Here is a 16,603-nt window from a genome sequence, read left to right on the forward strand (position 1 = left end):
GAAAGCCGTTGAAAGCCGGTCCGGAGAAATCCGGGGCGAGCCCCCTTCGTCTAGCGGCCTAGGACGCCGCCCTTTCAAGGCGGTAGCGCGGGTTCGAATCCCGTAGGGGGTACGATCTTCGGATCGTTGGTAGCAGAGCATGGCCCTGTGGCGCAGTTGGTTAGCGCGCCGCCCTGTCACGGCGGAGGTCGCGGGTTCGAGTCCCGTCAGGGTCGCCAGTGAGCGCCGGAGGTATCCGGCGCTTCACGTATGGCATTCACCTCGGGTGCCTGCGGCCAGGTAGCTCAGTTGGTACGAGCGTCCGCCTGAAAAGCGGAAGGTCGCCGGTTCGATCCCGGCCCTGGCCACCATCTCCCCTCGGCGCAGCACCTGCTCGGGGGGATTTTTCGTATCCATACCCCGCCAGCGCATATGGTCGGGGATTGTCTGCGAAGGCGGGACCACAGTCGGTGGACGCGATATGCCGACGGAGGGTTGTGCCTGATGAGATGCTAGAGGTATGGCTGAGCGCTGGTACTACTGCTTGAAGCACAATCGGGCTGAGCAAGGACGGCAGTGCTGGTTCCGTGATCGTATGGGACCGTATCCGGACCGAGCGACGGCGGAGCGAGCGCTGGATATCGCGCATGCTCGCACCGAACGCGAGGATGCCAGGGACCGAGCCTGGCGGGACGGGGAGTGAGACGCCACATCGGCAGGCGTACGGTACTGCGCGGCAACCGGTTTCCGGCGGCCGTTCCTGGTGTTCCGCCGCGCTGATACGCGGGTGGCGACGCTGTCGCCGTGCGGGACAGGGCGGGGCGGAGCCGCTGCCCGGCCATCGAAGTTGATCTAGAGACGCTGGTCGGTGGGTTGCCAGGCTTCGTCTCGGGTGCAGCCGCTCAGCTGGTGGTCAGGCGCATCGAGTACCGTTCTCCAGAACTCGTCGAATGCTTGGTGGTCCTGGTGTGGGCTGCGAGCGGAAACCAGGATCAGCAGGGAGGGCGACCCTTGAGAGTTACCGTTGTTGTGCCGACCTACAACGAGCGAGATAATCTGCCGGTCGCGGTGGAGCAGCTGACTGCGCTGCCGGTGTCGGACCTGCATGTGCTCGTTGTGGACGATAGCTCGCCGGACGGCACCGGTGAGGTGGCGGATAAGCTGGCCGCCGAGCTACCGGATGTGGTCGGTGTGCTGCATCGGACCGAGAAGGACGGGCTGGGCCGCGCGTATGTCGCAGGTATCACCCGGGCGCTGGACGAGGGCGCGGATGTCGTGATCCAGATGGATGCCGATCTGTCGCATCCCGCCGATGTCATTCCTGCCATGCTGCAGAAGCTGGCGACCACGGATGCGGGTGTGGTGCTCGGTTCCCGCTATGTTCCTGGCGGCTCGACCGCCGCCGAGTGGAAGTGGTATCGCAAAGCGCTGTCGGCCTGGGCGAACTTCTATGTCAACCTGATTCTGCGGTTGGGTGTCAAAGACGCCACCGCGGGCTTCAAAGCTTGGCGGGCCGACACCCTGCGCGCTATCGACGTCGCGTCGATCCGCAGCAACGGGTACTCCTTCCAGGTCGAGATGAACTACCGCACGATCAAGAAGGGCATCTCGATCGCCGAGGTTCCGATCCGATTCGAGGAGCGCACGCTCGGTGCTTCCAAGATGAGCCTCAAAGTGCAGCTCGAGTCAGCGCTGATGCCCTGGAAACTGCTGTTCGGTCGCTCGGCCTGAGTATCGAGCGCTGGTCCGGGTTTCAGCGGCGGCCGGTGCTGTTGCGAGGCAGCGGCTCGCTGGTCGCGCGGTGCTGGGGACACTTCGAGGTTCATTCGGGCCAATGCAAGAGGGTGTCGATGAACAGTTGCCGTACCCGCGCCACCTCATTGTCCATATCGGCGGAATCCCATCCGCTGACATCGATGGGATCGAGGATCGCCACGTCCACCGTTCCTGCACGAGCGACCATCGCATTGCGCCAGCAGATTTCGCCCGCATTGCGGATCACGATGGGGATCACCGGTACTCCGGCTTGGATCGCGATATGGAACGCGCCCTTCTTGAACGGGCCGATCTCGGGGGTGTAGGAGCGGGTTCCCTCTGGAGACACCGCGATCGACAATCCGCTGCGCAGGGTCTCGACCACCGGCCGTAATGCCGCCTTGGCCTGCGTGGTGTCCGCGCGATCGATGAAGGTCACTCCGGCAAAGCGCAACAGTGGCCCGAACACCGGATTCTTGGTGAGTTCTTTCTTTCCGATGCCGGTTACGCCGCCACCGAGCACCGCGGGCACGATGACGATGTCGAACTGGCTTTGGTGATTGAACAGGAAAACCGCGGGCCGAGGTGATTTCGCGTTGTCGGCACCGGTGACTCGTATTCGGATACCCGCATTGCGTAGCGTGTGGCGCGTCGCATGCGACATCAGCGCGTCGGCCATCTGTCGCCGGTCCTTGGTTGACGCCTTCGACACCACACCGAAGAGCGCACCGCCGAGCAACCCGGCGAACCCCGCCGCAGTGCGGAAGTAATCGCTCGCCCGCGGCCTGCGCCGGGGGCGGAACCGCACTGTTCGCCACTGCTGCCGGTCGGCGATTCGCGCCAGCGCCTCGTCGGGGTTCACCGCCACCGGGTGGCCGACCAACGAAAGCATGGGCAGGTCGGCGCTAGAGTCGGCATAGGCATAACTGTGTTCCAGATCGAGGTGGTGCGCGGCGGCGATCGTGGCGATCGCGGCACCTTTGTCTCGGTGCCACAGTGCCTTCCCGTCGGGGTAGCCGGTGAGTACCCCGGCGCGGACGGCCATCGGGGTGTAGTACACATGCTCGATGCCGAGCTGCGCTGCCGCGGGCAGTACCTGGAACCGGGTGAGTGAGCTGATCAACACGACCGTATGCCCGGCGTCCCGATGGCTTCGGATCAGCTGCCACGCTTCGGGGTACAGATGCCCATAGATGCTGCGCTGGAACAGCCGCCTGCCCAGTTCGTCCAGTTCCGGTGCGGAGTGTCCGGCCAGCGCACGGGGGAGTTGCCGGAGGAACCGGTGGTACTCGCGGTCGGTCATGTTGTTACGGATGCCCCCGAGCAGTACCCCTGCGGGGGTGCGACGCCGTAGTGCGCGCCGCCGTGTTCCCGGCCCGTCGAGCACGGTGCCCGCGAAGTCGAAGATCGCGGCGACGGCAGGGCCTTGTGGTCCGGAGTGGATGGCGGCGATCGCGGCTTTGTTGTGCGGATCGCTCACCATGTCTCCATATTGGACGGGTCGAGTGCGGCGGCCCGGGTGATGCGGGCTCCGATATCGCGCAGGCGCTCAGCGAAATCCGTTCGGCGTTGAATCAATTCCGCACGGGGTTGTTCCGCATTGTCCGGTACGGTTTCCAGCAGGCGGTAGTTGTCCGCGAGTTTCAGTGCGCTGGTGAACAGCTCGGCAGCGACCGATTCCGGGCTGTTCAGCCGCTGCTGCAGCATCATCTGCTTGCCGACCGCGATGCACTCGGTGATCAGCCCCTTGCGGTCGATGTCGTCACTCGGGTCGCGGGCGGCGAGCCGCTCGGCCACCACCAGCTGTGCGTCGATGAACGAACGCAATACCCGGTGGGCCATCAGGAATCCCGAGGCGGTGAGCTTCGCCAGGATGTCGGTACCGAGGGTGTCCCTGCGGGTATGGCTGTACCAGTCCGGATCCACCAGCAGCATTTCCGCCACCATCTGCTCGGCGAACTCGCTACGTTCGGGGAAGAAGAACTCGAACTTGAGCAGATCGCGCAGCCGGAACGCCTCGTCCCATCCGGTCCGCAAGGCATCGGCGTCGCCGCTGTCGACCGCGGCGAGGATGGCCAGCTCGAGAATGGCGCGATTGACGAACCAGTGCACGGCGCTGTTGCGGTAGAACGCGGCTTCGAGGTGTGCGCCCGGCTCGATCGAATACACCGGTTCGAGCCCGCCGCGGTACACCGTGACCACTTTGGCCAGTGACAGCTGCTCCAGCACGACAGCCACGCCTTGTTCATCGCGCAGGGCCTCTAGTTCACCACCGGGCAGCTCACGTTTATCGAGGTAGCCGAGCACCGGCGCGATCGCGGTGCGTACCTCGCCGAGGGTGAGGGCGCGTCCATGGATGCCCAAGAGCGCCAGCGTGGCCAGTGCGTTGACCGTGATCGGTGTGACCGCGTTGATGCCGACCGCGACCTCGAAGGCCAGCCGCTGCACTGCCTTTCGTTCTCGCTCGGTAGTTTCCGCCGACTGATCCGTGCTTGTGCTCATCTCGGTGGAATCCGATGGCAGCCGCTCGGTGCGGTGTAGCGGAATGGTCAGCGGCGGGGCGGTGAGCGGATCGCCATACGCGGCAAGGCGGTCGCGGGCCGACAGCGGCTCGCCGAACCGCACGTAGACATGTCCTGCGGAGTGCTGCTGGCTACGGATGTAGCGCGCGAGCCAGGCCAGTCCCTCGGGCTTCTTCTTACCGCCGACCTGCTCGGTGGCAATGGCGCCGAGCTCATTGAGCCGTTCGTAGGTGATCGAGACCGGAACCAGCATGACGTCGTCGATACGATTCGACCGTACCGCCGCGGCGAGATAGTTCAGCAATCCGTAGCGTGGTGGCCGCAGTTTCCCGGTGCGGGTACGGCCACCTTCGAAGTACCACTCCAGATTGAAGCGTTTGACGAGCAAGTAGGCGAAGTACTCTTCGACGACGGCCTTGTACACCTCGTCGTCGCCGAAGCTGCGCCGGATGAACACTGTCCCGGTGCGCCGGGCGATCGGCCCCATCGGCCAGAAGCTCAGGTTCGCGCCTCCGATCACATGGTTCGGCGGGAAGTCGTTGCGTGCGAGCACATCGCCGAGCACGAAGGCGTCGACATAGGACCGGTGTGAAGGAAGGAACACCAGCGGGAAGCGTCGGTTCAGATCGCGCAGCGCGGAGAGGCCGGACTCATCGGAGTCCACCTTCCACGCCGAGGTGTGTACCGGCCGCATGGCTTGGGTGAACAGGTCCGAGATCAGCCTGCTCTGCGCGGCGACCAATTCGTTGAGTGCTTTCTCCGCACGTCGGTACACCTCCGGTGAACTCGCCCCGATCTGGTCGGCGATCAGCTCCAGTCTGCGGAGGAAGTCGGGAGAATCGAGAATCTCCTCGGCCACGAGCCGCGGTACCTTGTACCGGTCCCCGATGACGGTTCGTTCGGCGCGTTCGAGTGCTACGACCGCCGCGCGCACAATGGCGCGGGCGAACGGCTCGGTCGTGTTCTTCTCGAACAGCGCCGCGGCCTCAGGGTTGTTCGCGCGCAGTTCGCTGAGTCTGGCGGGTGCGCCGGTCAGCACGAGATGGCGGTCCGGTGCCTTGGTGAGCAGTCTGCGCTGCACCAATCGGTTGGGTTTGCGAGGGTTGGTCAGCAGAGCCAGATCGGCGAAGGTGACGCGGCGCACGCCGTCGCGTTCCGGCGGTAACCACAGCACACGTACCGGCACTACCAACGGATCGTCGCGTCTGCCGATGAGCTGGGTGGCGACGGCGCTCGCATCCAGGTCCAATTGGGTGACCGGGGCCGAGATACCCAATTCCGCGCCGATCCCGCCCTCGGCCAGCCAGGTGCCGATGAGTTCGCGTTCCACACTCGACGCGGCATCGATCAGGGCCACCACCGATTCCGGTGTGGTCCTCGGTTGGGCAATCGCAGGTGAATCGCCGCGGTGATCGATCATCGATGTTCATCCCTCCGCAGGTGACGCTCCCCACTATTCAATCTCGCCGGGTGCATTCCGCGCAGGCACTCGGCATGGTGAGTTCAGGTTTCCCGATGCGTATCGCGAGGTTCGGCGCGGCTGCGGGTAGCCGGAGCGCTTCGGTGGGTACCCGCGATCCTTGGGTTCCGATACTGAATTCATTGCGGCCCAGCTGCTTTCCTGAGTGATACCGAACCGAGTGATATCCGCTCTGTGAACTCGGCCGCGGTGTCTTCCGGATATGCGATATAGCGGTGGGTGCATCGCCGGAACTGTCCCGCAGCGGCTCCCGCTTATGATTCAGGTAATGCTAACCTTACTTCTGAAATTTAGGTCAGGGTAACCTTTGGAGGATCGTTGTCGACCACGGAACGCCTGCGGGTTGAATATGTGACCGATCCGGTGGCGGCGATGTCCCAGCTGGCGGCCGCGGATCAGTTCGGCGAGTACGTGATATACGAGCGTCCGGGGGAATGGGTGTTCGCCGCCGATCCACTCGGCAGTATCGAACTGGACGCGCGGGAATTGCGAGTCACCTGGGCGGGGCACACGACGACCGGCCCCTGGGACGGAAATCCGGCGGGGGTGCTCGACTGTGCGCTCGGCACACTTGCCCTGGAGGGGCGAAATGTATACGGCTGGATAGGTTTCGAGTTCTGCGCCTGGCCGCTCGGGGTAACCGGGCGGGTAGATCCGCGTACTGCGTTGGCCCATCTGATGATTCCCAGGATCGAGGTGCGAGTCGGCGAATTCGGTATCCGGATATCCGGCGCCACACTCGCGGAGACCGGCGATATCCATCAGCTGATCGCGCAGTCGCAGCGTCTCGAGCTCCCGCAAGCGCATCCGGTCGATATCCGCATCGACCCGACCGGGTACCGCGATCGGGTCGCCGAGGCGGTCGGTGAGATCCAGGCCGGGCAGTACCAGAAGGTCATCCTGTCCAGGAAGGTGGATCTGCCGTTCGTAGCCGATATTCCGGCAACCTATCGGCTCGGTCGTGCGCATAACACCCCGGCGCGGTCGTTCCTGCTGCGGCTCGGCGGTCTTGAGGCCGCGGGCTTCAGCCCGGAGCTGGTGGCCTCTGTGGACGATGAGCGGGTGGTGACCACCGAACCGCTGGCGGGTACCCGCGCTTTCGGCCGTGGCCGAGCGGCCGATTCGGTGGCTAGGGCAGATCTGCTCACCGACCCGAAAGAGATCGTCGAGCACGCGATTTCGGTTCAGACCTCCTGGTCGGAGATCGCGACCGTCGCCGATGCGGGGACCCTCGCCGTATCCGACTTCATGGCGGTGCGCGAGCGCGGCAGTGTGCAGCATCTGGCGTCCACCGTACGTGGGCGGCTGGCCGCCGATCGATCCAGCTGGGATGCGCTGGAAGCACTGTTCCCCTCGGTGACCGCCTCTGGTATCCCCAAGCGCGCAGGCGTCGACTCGGTGTTCCGGCTCGATCATGATCCGCGTGGCCTGTATTCCGGTGCGGTGGTAACGCTGTCCGCGACGGGTGCGCTCGAGGCGACTCTGGTGCTGCGGGCGATATACCAGAACGCCGAGGGGGCCTGGTTGCGTGCGGGTGCCGGTGTCGTCGGACAGTCGAGGCCGGAACGGGAATTCGAAGAGACCTGCGAGAAGTTGGGCAGTATCGCTCCCTATGTGGTGAAAGCCTGAGGCCGAGCCGAACCGGCAGCGCGGTGCTGATGCGTTGCCGGTTCGGCGTATGCCGCGGCTCAACCTTCGGCGCGCAGCGCCTTCTTGTCGATCTTGCCTACTGCGGTGATCGGCAGCTTGTCCCGGCTGCGCAGGACATCCGGCAGTTTGTAGGTGGCCAGTCCGCGGGCGGCGAGGAAGGTCTTGATCTCGGCCAGTGCGGGCAGCTCGCCGTCGACGACGAGAACGGCGCAGACCTTCTCGCCGAGTGCGGGGTCGGGTAGTCCGACGGCGGCGGCATGCCGGACCGCGGGATGGGCGAGTAGGTGTTCTTCGAGCTCATCGCAGGAGATGTTCTCACCACCACGGTTGATCACGTCCTTGATCCGGCCGGAGACCACGAGATGGCCGCTGGGCAGGCGGCGGACCAGATCACCGCTGCGGTAGAAGCCGTCCGGGGTGAACGCGCGCGCATTGTGTTCGGGCGCGCGGTAATAACCGCGAATGGTATAGGGCCCCCTGGTCAGCAGCTCGCCTTCGGTGCCGGGGGCGACATCGTTACCCTCGGCGTCGACCACACGGATCTCATCGGCAGGCGACAGCGGTTTGCCCTGGCTGGTGTGCAGCAGTTCGGCCGGATCGTCGAGCCGGGTGTAGTTGAGCAGTCCTTCGGCCATCCCGAACACTTGCTGCAAGGTCGCTCCGAGTGCCGGGGTCACCTCTTTCGCGTTGACTTCGGCCAATCGGGCACCACCGACTTGGAGCAGGCGCAGCGAGCTCAGGTCGGCCTCTTCCCATTCGGTAGCGGCGCACCAGAGCTGGGCCAGTGGTGGTACCACTGCGGTGCAGGTGACCCGGTGCCGCTCGATCGCGGGGAACGCGGCTTCCGGACTCGGGTCACCGAGGAAGGTGACCGCGCCACCGACGCCGATGGTGCCGAGAATGCCGGGGCAAGCCAGCGGAAAGTTGTGTGCGGCAGGAAGAGTCGCCAGATATATGTCGTTTTCGGTCAGCTCGCATACTTCGGCGCTCGCGGTCGCGTTGTAGACGTAGTCGTCGTGGGTACGCGCGATCAGCTTCGGCAGACCGGTGGTGCCGCCGGAGACCAGCATCAGGGCGATATCGCTCGGGTCGATCTCGGGAAGCTCGCCGCTATCGCACGGAATCGAGCGCAGGTCGGTGAAGGGGCCTGGGTCGCCGAGCACCAGTATCCGGCGCAGCTGCGGCACCGAGGATCGTACGGTGTCGGCCAGCTGGCGGTAGTCGAATTCGCCGACCTGGTCGGCGATGATGTAGCCGACCGCTTCGGCTTGCCGTGCCAGATGTTCGATCTCGGCCCTTCGGTGCGCTGGCAGGCTCAGGACCGGGATGATCCCCGCGCGCAGCAGGCCGAACAATACGGTCAGGAACTCGGGCGCATTCGGCAGCTGGACCACTACCCGGTCGCCGGGCGCGAGGCCGAGCGCGAGCAGTCCGCGGGCCATCCGATCCGCCGCGGCATCGATCTCGGCGTAGGTGTGCGCACCATCGGTGTCGAGCAGTGCGGGCCGCAGCGGGTACTTACGCGCGCTCGCGCGCAGCAGATCGCCGAGTGGTCGCCCGGCCCAGTATCCCGCGGCCCGATACTCCGCGGCCGTTGGCTCGGGAAAAGGTACATAGCCGACGCGATGCGCTGTGGACGCGGAAGGGGTGGAAGTCACGGTCTGCCTCGCAATGATTTCGAACTGAGGTATTCCTTAGGTAGGTTAGGCAACCCTATATCATTGCTCTGTCCGCTGAGTGGATGTGCGGTGAGAAGCCGTGCTCATCGGGTAGCGTGCCGCGCTTTCCGGGTTCGTAGTCCTGTGCGGGCCAAAGGATTCGGACTAGGCTTGCCGCCATGAGCAGGTGGGACATATCGAATATTTCTGACCAGAATGGCCGAACGTTCATTGTGACCGGGGGGAATAGTGGGCTGGGGGCGGAGACCGTGCGTGCGCTGGCCGAGGCGGGAGCTGAGGTGGTGCTCGCCTGCCGGAACGTGGCCAAAGGAGAGCGCGTGGCCGCGAAACTCGAACGGGTCCTGGTGCGCGAACTGGATCTGGCGGATCTGAACTCGGTGCGCGTATTCGCCGAGGGCATCGACCGGGCCGATGTGCTGATCAACAACGCCGGGGTGATGGCACTGCCAGAGGGGCGCACTGTCGATGGGTTCGAAATGCAGTTCGGCACAAATCATCTCGGTCACTTCGCGCTTACCGGATATCTGCTGGACAAGATCTCCGACCGGATCGTCACCGTCGCCAGCCTCGCGCACCAGTTCGGCACGATGGACTCGGCTGATCCGAACTGGGAACAGCGCCCGTATCAGCGCTGGTCCGCCTACGCACAAGCCAAATTGGCCAACTTGATGTTCGCGCGTGAGCTGCAGCGCAGGTTGAGCGCGGCGGGTTCTCGGCAGATCTCGGTGGCCGCACATCCCGGCTATGCGGCCACCGAACTGCAGTCGCATACAGAGTCGTTCCTGGACAAGGTGATGTGGCTGGGTAATCGGCTGTTGGCGCAAAGCGCTGCCATGGGTGCGCTGCCGACGCTGTACGCCGCGACCGCTGCGGTGGAGCCAGGCGGTTACTACGGCCCGACCGGGTTCGGTGGTATGCGTGGTTATCCGGGACCATCGGCTTCGTCGAAGGAATCCGAGAATGAGCAGATCGCGGGCGAGCTCTGGGAGCTTTCGGAGAAGCTGACCGGCGTCACCTACACCTTCATGGAATAAGTCCGAGGGGCTGCGTGCCTGCTCAGCGGGTGCGGTGGGCGAGCGGGCCGTGCCACTGCCGTGGCTCGGAGACTGTGTGTTGCGGCACCACGAGTTCATCCGACGGCGCGGGGGCTGGTACTGTGCCTGTCGTGCAGTGCGTGTATTTCTGGTTTAGCAAGCCGGCCCCGGGTGGGCTGGTCTGCGGCAACCACGCGCGCTGACGACATTCCACCCCGAGCCGGATCATGGACCGGCTCGACGGGTATCGCATCCGTGGGTCGGCCGGAGAAAAGGAACCCACGATATGACAACCGCAGCCGACATCGACGCACGGCATTCCGATCTGGATGATCAGCGCACCCTTGCCGTCAGCCCGCTGCGCTCGCCCGCGGAAGTGCGTCGCGTGCACCCGATCACCGATGCGCTCGCCGATACCGTCCGTTCCGGGCGTAAGGCCACTATCGATGTGTTGAACGGTACCGACGATCGCCTCATGGTGATCGTCGGACCGTGCTCGGTGCACGACCCGGTCGCCGCACTCGACTACGCGCGCAGGCTTGCGGCCGTTGCCGCCGAACTCGGGGACCGGTTGCATGTGGTGATGCGGGTCTACTTCGAGAAGCCGCGGACCAGCCTGGGCTGGAAGGGGCTGATCAACGACCCGCACCTGGACGGGTCGTTCGACGTCAATACCGGCTTGGGCTTCGGCCGTAAACTGCTGGTCGATATCACCGCGCTCGGCCTCCCGGTGGCGTGTGAGTTCCTGGATCCGATCACTCCGCAATACATCGCGGATCTGGTGTCCTACGGTGCGATCGGGGCACGGACCGCGGCAAGTCAGGTGCACCGTCAGCTCAGCAGTGCGCTATCGATGCCGGTCGGCATCAAGAACGGCACCGATGGCGATGTCCAGGTAGCGGTGGATGGGGTGCGTGCCGCGGCGGCCAGTCATGTATTCCCCGGCACCGATCTGGACGGTCACTCCGCGCTGATCCGGACAACCGGCAATCCGGATTGCCATGTGATCTTGCGTGGCGGCAGCACCGGACCGAACTACGATGCGGCTTCGGTGGCCGAAGCGTGCTTACGGCTGGAGAAAGCCGGGCTGCCGCAGCGGATCGTTGTGGACGCCAGCCACGGCAACAGCAATAAGGATCACAATAAGCAGGTCGACGTGGTCACCGATATCGCGCACCGGTTGGCGGCGGGAGAGACCCAGGTGGTCGGCATGATGCTGGAGAGCTTCCTGGTGGCTGGTCGTCAAGACCTCACCCTCGGGCGCGCCGACGACCTCACCTACGGGCAGTCCATCACCGACGCGTGCCTGGACTGGGAGACCACTGCGGGCCAGTTGCGCAGCCTGGCCGATGCGGTACAGCGCCGCCGCGCCCGCTGACTGCTCCTCGGCAGTGGTCCGCGCGGGCTACGACATGCGGCCAGGGACATCGCGCGTCTGCGCGGTCGGTGGCCTGCTGCGGTCGAACTCGGTGGGCCAGCCGTCGGCAGGCCCCGGTGGGTCGGTGTACAGGCGGGCGGCAAGCCAGTGATCGCGGCGTCGGCCGCGCTGCACGCTGCCCAGCCTGGACCTGCCCTCGTACCGGAAGCCTTCGCGTCGCACAACTGCCGCCGAGGTGTAATTACCCACGAACGCGCGCCAGCTGATTCGCTGTAAGTTCAGGCCGACGGCGCTGAATCCGAAGTCGCATACCAGGTTCACCGCCTGGCTCATCAGGCCGCGTGACCGCTGTGCCGAGCTGAGCCAGAATCCGATCTCGGCGGCATGGTCGTCCTGTTCCTGGAGGCCGATCATGCCGACGACCGGTCCATCGGGGCGCAGCCGCACCGCCCAGGTCGGGCTACGGGCCGACCAGCCAGGGCGCACCAGTCCGTCCAGAAAGGTTATGGCGTCGTCTCGGGTATACGGCACCGGGATGGTGACCCATTCTCCGATGGTCGGGTCTTGGCAGCATTCGGTGATGGTGTCGATATCGTCTGCGGTCGGCGCCGACAGCCAGATCGTTTCGTTCGACAGCACGCAGTGATCCATCGCGTCATGCTGTCACGGAGCGGGCTGCCCGATCACCCGGTTTCTCTCATCCGACCGCGGCCGCCGCGCGGGGATTGCCCGCCGTAGGACGGGATTCGTCCTGGTTGCTGCCCCGCCGGTTGTCGCGGACGGGGCAGCGGACAGGGCGAGTCGGTGCGGACAGATTTCAGGTAGACGAGCCGAGGAACCCGAGCGGCGTCGAGGAACCGACTGCCACATCGCCGGTCGAGGAGCCGAGGAACCAGTCCGGTGTCGAGGAGCCGACCCCGGCGTCGCCGGTCGAGGAGCCGAGGAACCAGTCCGGCGTCGAGGAACCGAATCCCTGGCTCCCGATTAGTTCATGCGCGGCGTGCCGGAGGAAGTCCAGTGCGTATCCGGCGATCTCCGATGTAGCCGGATCGGCGATGAGGTCGAGATAGGAGGCCATTGAACGCCCCTTTCGAGATACCCGCGAAGAGCGGTATGTGAGGTAGAACACGGCGAGACTAGCTCTCATCGGGAGAACAGACAACCGTATGGCGGGAGTATGGATAAAATGTGAAACATAGATGTTCGCTATTGTGGGGCAATATCTTTCGGCACTGAGCTGCTCACGGTGCCGGATCCGGCGGCACCGGAGGCGAGCTCGCCCATGGAAGTGGCGGCTCATCGTCACCGATGGCTATCTGCGGCCCGGCTAGTCTCCGGGTATGCCCTCGCGATCTCAGACCGTTGCCCGCCTGCGCCCGTTCGCCTCCACCATCTTCGCCGAGATGACGGAGCTGGCCGTCCGGCATCACGCGGTCAACCTCGGCCAGGGATTCCCGGATACCGATGGACCTGCGAGCATGCTCGAGGTCGCGCGCCGTGCCATCGCCGAAGGGCTCAATCAATACCCGCCGGGGCGCGGTATGCCAGTGCTGCGCCAAGCCGTCGCCGCGGATCGGGCTCGGCGCTATGGGACACACTACGACCCGGATTCGCAGGTGTTGGTGACGGTGGGTGCGACAGAGGCGATCGCAGCCACGGTGCTCGGATTGGTCGAGCCGAACCACGAGGTGGTGCTGATCGAGCCCTATTATGACTCCTATGCCGCCGCGGTGGCACTGGCCGGCGCCACGCGGCGCACGGCCAGGTTGGTAGCCGACGGCGACAGTTTCGTCCTCGACCTGGACAGTCTGCGCTCCGCGCTCACTCCGGCGACCCGGTTGCTCATCGTGAACTCACCACACAATCCGACCGGCACGGTGCTCGGACGCGCCGATCTGCAGGCTATCGCCGATATCGCCTGCGAGCGCGACCTCCTTGTGCTCACCGACGAGGTCTATGAGCATCTGGTCTACGACGACGCCGAGCACATCAGCCTGGCCACCCTGCCGGGGATGGCCGAGCGCACCATCGTGGTGTCCAGTGCGGCCAAGACGTTCAATGTCACCGGCTGGAAGACTGGTTGGGCCTGCGGGCCCGCCGAACTGATCGACGGCGTGCTCGCGGCCAAGCAGTTCCTCACCTTCGTTGCGGGCGGACCATTCCAGCCCGCGGTCGCGTATGCGATCAACCATGAACTGGACTGGGTCGCGCAACTCCGGAATGAATTGTCCGAAAAGCGTATTCGCCTCTCGGCCGCGCTGGCCGATACCGGGCTCGGGGTGCTGGCCAGTGCGGGCGGATATTTCGTATGTGCCGATATCACTCCGCTCGGGGCCGCGGATGGGCTGGCATTCTGCCGGGAACTGCCGAAGCGTCTCGGAGTCGCGGCGGTACCGGTCAGCGTGTTCGCCGATGATGCCGCCGCGTGGAACCATCTGGTGCGTTTCACTTTCTGTAAGCGTGACGAGACACTGGACGAAGGGGTTCGCAGACTACGTCTCGGCTGATTCGTCGCAGAGGCGGACTCGCCGCGGGCCTTATCGTCCGGTGCCGGACAGGCGGGTGCGGGGCGAGTGCGCCGGGATATCGGAATACGAATACGAATGACGACTATTCGGTTCGGCGCAACCGTTATCGCCTCGGGTGCGGAAATCGAATACCGGTCAGCTGCGGTCGAAGTGGCACCTGCTGCCGATATTGTGGGCGAGAGCGATATATGCGCGCTGTGCGCAGGTGCTGAGAACAGGGCTTCGTGGTCAGCGTACGGAGCGGATATCGCCGCTGATCGATGTGGTGTCGAGTGTTATTCCCAGTAGTCGGAAGCTTCATCGTCCAGCCGATTACCGGAGTAATCATATCGTCATAAACATCCAGGTCAGGATGCCTGACAGGCGGCGAGTCGGCGCGACATGGCCGACTGGAACGAGAACAATGCTGCGCATGACGGCCACGGTCGGAAGCGGGTTGCGAAATCAGCGGGTGGACCGGCTGCACAATGCGTCACCGAGGCAGGGATTTCGACAAGATATCCAGGGATTGCGGGCGGTCGCTGTTTCGGCTGTCGTATTGTTCCATGCGGGTGTGCCCGGGATATCCGGTGGATTCGTCGGCGTGGACGTATTTTTCGTCATTTCCGGCTTTCTCATTACCGGAATGCTCTGCCGTGAAGCGGCGGCCACCGGCGCCATCGACCTGATTCGGTTCTACGGTGCGCGCGCCCGCAGGTTGCTCCCCGCCGCGGGTCTGGTGACGATAGCTACCGCGATCGCCGCGGTCGTGCTGCTGCCGCCGCTATCGGCCAGGGAAGTGCTCGGTGACGGGATCGCGGGCGCGCTGTATGCCGGGAATTATCGGTTCGCGCTGCGCGACACCGACTACCTGGCCGGCGAGGCGGCGCCGTCACCGTTTCAACACTTCTGGTCGCTCGGGGTCGAGGAGCAGTTCTATCTGCTGTGGCCTGTGCTCATTATCGCGGTGGCCTGGCTCATACGTCGTCGCCGTGGCAGTGCCGTGGCGACGTGGCCCTATCTGCTCGTCCTCGCGGTCGTCGTCACGCTCTCCTTCGCGGTCGCGCTGCATTGGACCGGCACACTGCCACCGTGGGCGTTCTTCTCGCTGCCGACCAGGGCCTGGGAGCTGGCCGCCGGTGGCATGGTGGCGCTCTCGGTATCAGTGTGGTCCAGGCTGCCGAAATCGGTGGCCTCGGGCGCCGGATGGCTGGGGCTCGGTTCGATCATCGTGGCTTGTGCGCACCTGAGCGAGCGGACGCCGTATCCAGGTACCGCGGCACTGGTGCCGGTGATCGGCACCGCGCTGGTACTGATATCCGGATGTGTGGAAACCCGTTCCTGCGTCGGCCGCGTCCTTGCCGTGCCCGAACTGCGGGCGATCGGTACGGTGTCCTACGCCTGGTACCTCTGGCATTGGCCGGTATTGGTGCTGGCGCCGGTGGCGCTCGACCGTGAGCTCGGGCTGCTCGGCTCACTGGTGGCGGTCGCCGTAGCGGGTGGGCTCGCCGTACTCACCCAGTGGTTGGTCGAGAACCCGATCCGGTTCGCCGCCCCGCTGCGTAATTCGGCCGGGCGCAGCCTCACTGTGGGCGGGGTGAGTACTGTGCTCGCCGCCGGGGTGGTCTTGGTCTTGCTGGCGACTGTGCCCGTTCCGGTCGGCCGCGGTGCGGCGGCGCAGGCCCTGGCACTCACCACACCAGCGCTCTCCGCCGCACCCGCTGTCGATCCACGCGATGCGGCGATCGAGCGACTGGCAGCCCAAGTGCACTCGGCGATTGTCGCATCGGACGAAATCCGGGACATTCCTTCGAATCTCACCCCGACACTGGCTGCCGCGCCCGGTGACAAAGCGGTGGTTTTCGGCAATGGTTGTGTGCGGTCCTGGCTGGAGGTCGGCCAGGCCGAGTGTGCCTCCGGCGCTCCTGAATCGGCCACCACGGTGGCCTTGGTCGGCGATTCGCATGCCGCGATGTGGCATCCGGCGTTCGAGCGGATCGCGGTATCGCGGCACTGGCGGTTGGAAACCATGGCCAAGGTCACCTGTCCGCTGCTCGATCTGCCCATCGTCAGCCCCTATCTGGGCCGGGATTACACCGAATGCACGCAGTGGCGCGGCCAGATCATGACCAGGTTGCGGGCCGAACGGCCACGGTTGATCGTGGTGAGCATGTCCCGGCGCTACGGCGGTGATTTCGGCTTCGTCGCCTACGACCATGCCTGGATCGAGAGCCTGAACCGCCTGGTGGTTCAGCTGAGCTCATTCGGCTCGGCCGTCCTCGTGCTCGGGGCGATCCCGGATCCGCACACGGTTGTGCCTGCTTGCTTGTCCGCGCATATCGACGATGCCTTGGCGTGCACTCCCGCGCGGCCGGTCGCGGTGAACGATGCGGGGATCGCGGCCGAACAGGCGGCGGTTATCGCAGGCGGCGGGCGCTACGCCGACCTGACCGAACTGTTCTGTACTGCCGCGCGCTGTCCCCTCATCGTCGGCAGTGGTCTGGTGTATCGCGATGACAATCACCTCACCGTCGGTTATGCCGAGGCGCTCGGCCCGTTCCTCGGCGCACTCGCCGACCGGGCGCTCGACCCTCGCTGAGCAGACCGGGGATGCGTTAC

The 16,603-nt window shown here is 65.1% G+C and carries 12 protein-coding genes and 3 tRNA genes; 10 read left to right on the forward strand and 5 right to left on the reverse strand.

From position 1 onward, the window contains the following. Window positions 1-39 precede the first annotated feature (39 nt). The 5 genes from ACL02S_RS07235 to ACL02S_RS07255 all read left to right on the forward strand — a co-directional run bounded on the left by ACL02S_RS07235 (window position 40) and on the right by ACL02S_RS07255 (window position 1,710). A tRNA-Glu gene (locus ACL02S_RS07235) sits at window positions 40-112 on the forward strand. 29 nt (window positions 113-141) lie between these two features. Continuing rightward, window positions 142-218 (forward strand) — tRNA-Asp (locus ACL02S_RS07240). A gap of 55 nt (window positions 219-273) precedes the next feature. Next, window positions 274-350 (forward strand) — tRNA-Phe (locus tag ACL02S_RS07245). A gap of 149 nt (window positions 351-499) precedes the next feature. Then, window positions 500-682, forward strand: a complete 183-nt coding sequence (locus ACL02S_RS07250; RefSeq protein WP_412801514.1) for a hypothetical protein — start codon at window positions 500-502, stop codon at window positions 680-682. 308 nt (window positions 683-990) lie between these two features. Then, window positions 991-1,710: a polyprenol monophosphomannose synthase gene (locus ACL02S_RS07255; RefSeq protein WP_412801515.1), complete on the forward strand. Its 720-nt coding sequence runs from the start codon at window positions 991-993 to the stop codon at window positions 1,708-1,710. Between the two features lie 91 nt (window positions 1,711-1,801). Here ACL02S_RS07255 and ACL02S_RS07260 read toward each other — a convergent pair whose 3' ends face one another. After that, window positions 1,802-3,217, reverse strand: a complete 1,416-nt coding sequence (locus ACL02S_RS07260) for an HAD-IB family hydrolase (RefSeq protein ID WP_412801516.1) — start codon at window positions 3,215-3,217, stop codon at window positions 1,802-1,804. After that, window positions 3,211-5,676, reverse strand: coding sequence for a glycerol-3-phosphate 1-O-acyltransferase (locus tag ACL02S_RS07265; protein ID WP_412801517.1), 2,466 nt, complete (start codon window positions 5,674-5,676; stop codon window positions 3,211-3,213). The genes ACL02S_RS07260 and ACL02S_RS07265 overlap by 7 nt, the downstream gene beginning before the upstream one ends. Window positions 5,677-6,054: 378 nt before the next feature. Between ACL02S_RS07265 and ACL02S_RS07270 the strand changes: the two genes are divergently transcribed. Then, window positions 6,055-7,365: a salicylate synthase gene (locus ACL02S_RS07270; RefSeq protein WP_412801518.1), complete on the forward strand. Its 1,311-nt coding sequence runs from the start codon at window positions 6,055-6,057 to the stop codon at window positions 7,363-7,365. A 59-nt stretch (window positions 7,366-7,424) separates the two neighbouring features. Here ACL02S_RS07270 and ACL02S_RS07275 read toward each other — a convergent pair whose 3' ends face one another. Next, window positions 7,425-9,044 (reverse strand): (2,3-dihydroxybenzoyl)adenylate synthase, encoded by a 1,620-nt coding sequence (locus ACL02S_RS07275; RefSeq protein WP_412801519.1) that lies wholly within the window; start codon window positions 9,042-9,044, stop codon window positions 7,425-7,427. Between the two features lie 179 nt (window positions 9,045-9,223). Between ACL02S_RS07275 and ACL02S_RS07280 the strand changes: the two genes are divergently transcribed. Both ACL02S_RS07280 and ACL02S_RS07285 read left to right on the forward strand, forming a co-directional pair. Beyond that, window positions 9,224-10,099, forward strand: a complete 876-nt coding sequence (locus ACL02S_RS07280) for an oxidoreductase (RefSeq protein WP_412801520.1) — start codon at window positions 9,224-9,226, stop codon at window positions 10,097-10,099. 286 nt (window positions 10,100-10,385) lie between these two features. Continuing rightward, window positions 10,386-11,477, forward strand: coding sequence for a 3-deoxy-7-phosphoheptulonate synthase (locus tag ACL02S_RS07285; protein ID WP_412801521.1), 1,092 nt, complete (start codon window positions 10,386-10,388; stop codon window positions 11,475-11,477). A 27-nt stretch (window positions 11,478-11,504) separates the two neighbouring features. Here ACL02S_RS07285 and ACL02S_RS07290 read toward each other — a convergent pair whose 3' ends face one another. Together ACL02S_RS07290 and ACL02S_RS07295 are read right to left on the reverse strand one after the other, a co-directional pair. Next, a complete protein-coding gene (locus tag ACL02S_RS07290; protein ID WP_412801522.1) occupies window positions 11,505-12,128 on the reverse strand; it encodes a GNAT family N-acetyltransferase in 624 nt (207 codons plus the stop codon). Between the two features lie 166 nt (window positions 12,129-12,294). After that, window positions 12,295-12,555 (reverse strand): hypothetical protein, encoded by a 261-nt coding sequence (locus ACL02S_RS07295; protein WP_412801523.1) that lies wholly within the window; start codon window positions 12,553-12,555, stop codon window positions 12,295-12,297. 262 nt (window positions 12,556-12,817) lie between these two features. On the opposite strand from ACL02S_RS07295, the gene ACL02S_RS07300 reads away from it, so the two are divergent. Together ACL02S_RS07300 and ACL02S_RS07305 are read left to right on the forward strand one after the other, a co-directional pair. Then, the gene (locus ACL02S_RS07300) at window positions 12,818-13,984 is read left to right on the forward strand and encodes a pyridoxal phosphate-dependent aminotransferase (RefSeq protein ID WP_412801524.1); all 1,167 of its coding nucleotides are present in this window, start codon (window positions 12,818-12,820) and stop codon (window positions 13,982-13,984) included. Between the two features lie 433 nt (window positions 13,985-14,417). After that, window positions 14,418-16,583, forward strand: a complete 2,166-nt coding sequence (locus ACL02S_RS07305; protein WP_412801525.1) for an acyltransferase family protein — start codon at window positions 14,418-14,420, stop codon at window positions 16,581-16,583. The last annotated feature ends 20 nt before the right edge of the window (window positions 16,584-16,603 follow it).

This window comes from Nocardia spongicola (assembly GCF_047200775.1).
In the GTDB taxonomy this organism is placed as follows: Bacteria; Actinomycetota; Actinomycetes; order Mycobacteriales; family Mycobacteriaceae; genus Nocardia.

What these genes read in the sequence shown, in the direction of transcription:
- ACL02S_RS07250 (WP_412801514.1), top strand. Translation starts at nt 500, where the DNA reads ATGGCTGAGCGCTGGTACTACTGCTTGAAGCACAATCGGGCTGAGCAA.
- ACL02S_RS07260 (WP_412801516.1), bottom strand. Translation starts at nt 3,217, where the DNA reads ATGGTGAGCGATCCGCACAACAAAGCCGCGATCGCCGCCATCCACTCC.
- ACL02S_RS07265 (WP_412801517.1), bottom strand. Translation starts at nt 5,676, where the DNA reads ATGATCGATCACCGCGGCGATTCACCTGCGATTGCCCAACCGAGGACC.
- ACL02S_RS07280 (WP_412801520.1), top strand. Translation starts at nt 9,224, where the DNA reads ATGAGCAGGTGGGACATATCGAATATTTCTGACCAGAATGGCCGAACG.
- ACL02S_RS07285 (WP_412801521.1), top strand. Translation starts at nt 10,386, where the DNA reads ATGACAACCGCAGCCGACATCGACGCACGGCATTCCGATCTGGATGAT.
- ACL02S_RS07290 (WP_412801522.1), bottom strand. Translation starts at nt 12,128, where the DNA reads ATGGATCACTGCGTGCTGTCGAACGAAACGATCTGGCTGTCGGCGCCG.
- ACL02S_RS07295 (WP_412801523.1), bottom strand. Translation starts at nt 12,555, where the DNA reads ATGGCCTCCTATCTCGACCTCATCGCCGATCCGGCTACATCGGAGATC.
- ACL02S_RS07300 (WP_412801524.1), top strand. Translation starts at nt 12,818, where the DNA reads ATGCCCTCGCGATCTCAGACCGTTGCCCGCCTGCGCCCGTTCGCCTCC.
- ACL02S_RS07305 (WP_412801525.1), top strand. Translation starts at nt 14,418, where the DNA reads ATGACGGCCACGGTCGGAAGCGGGTTGCGAAATCAGCGGGTGGACCGG.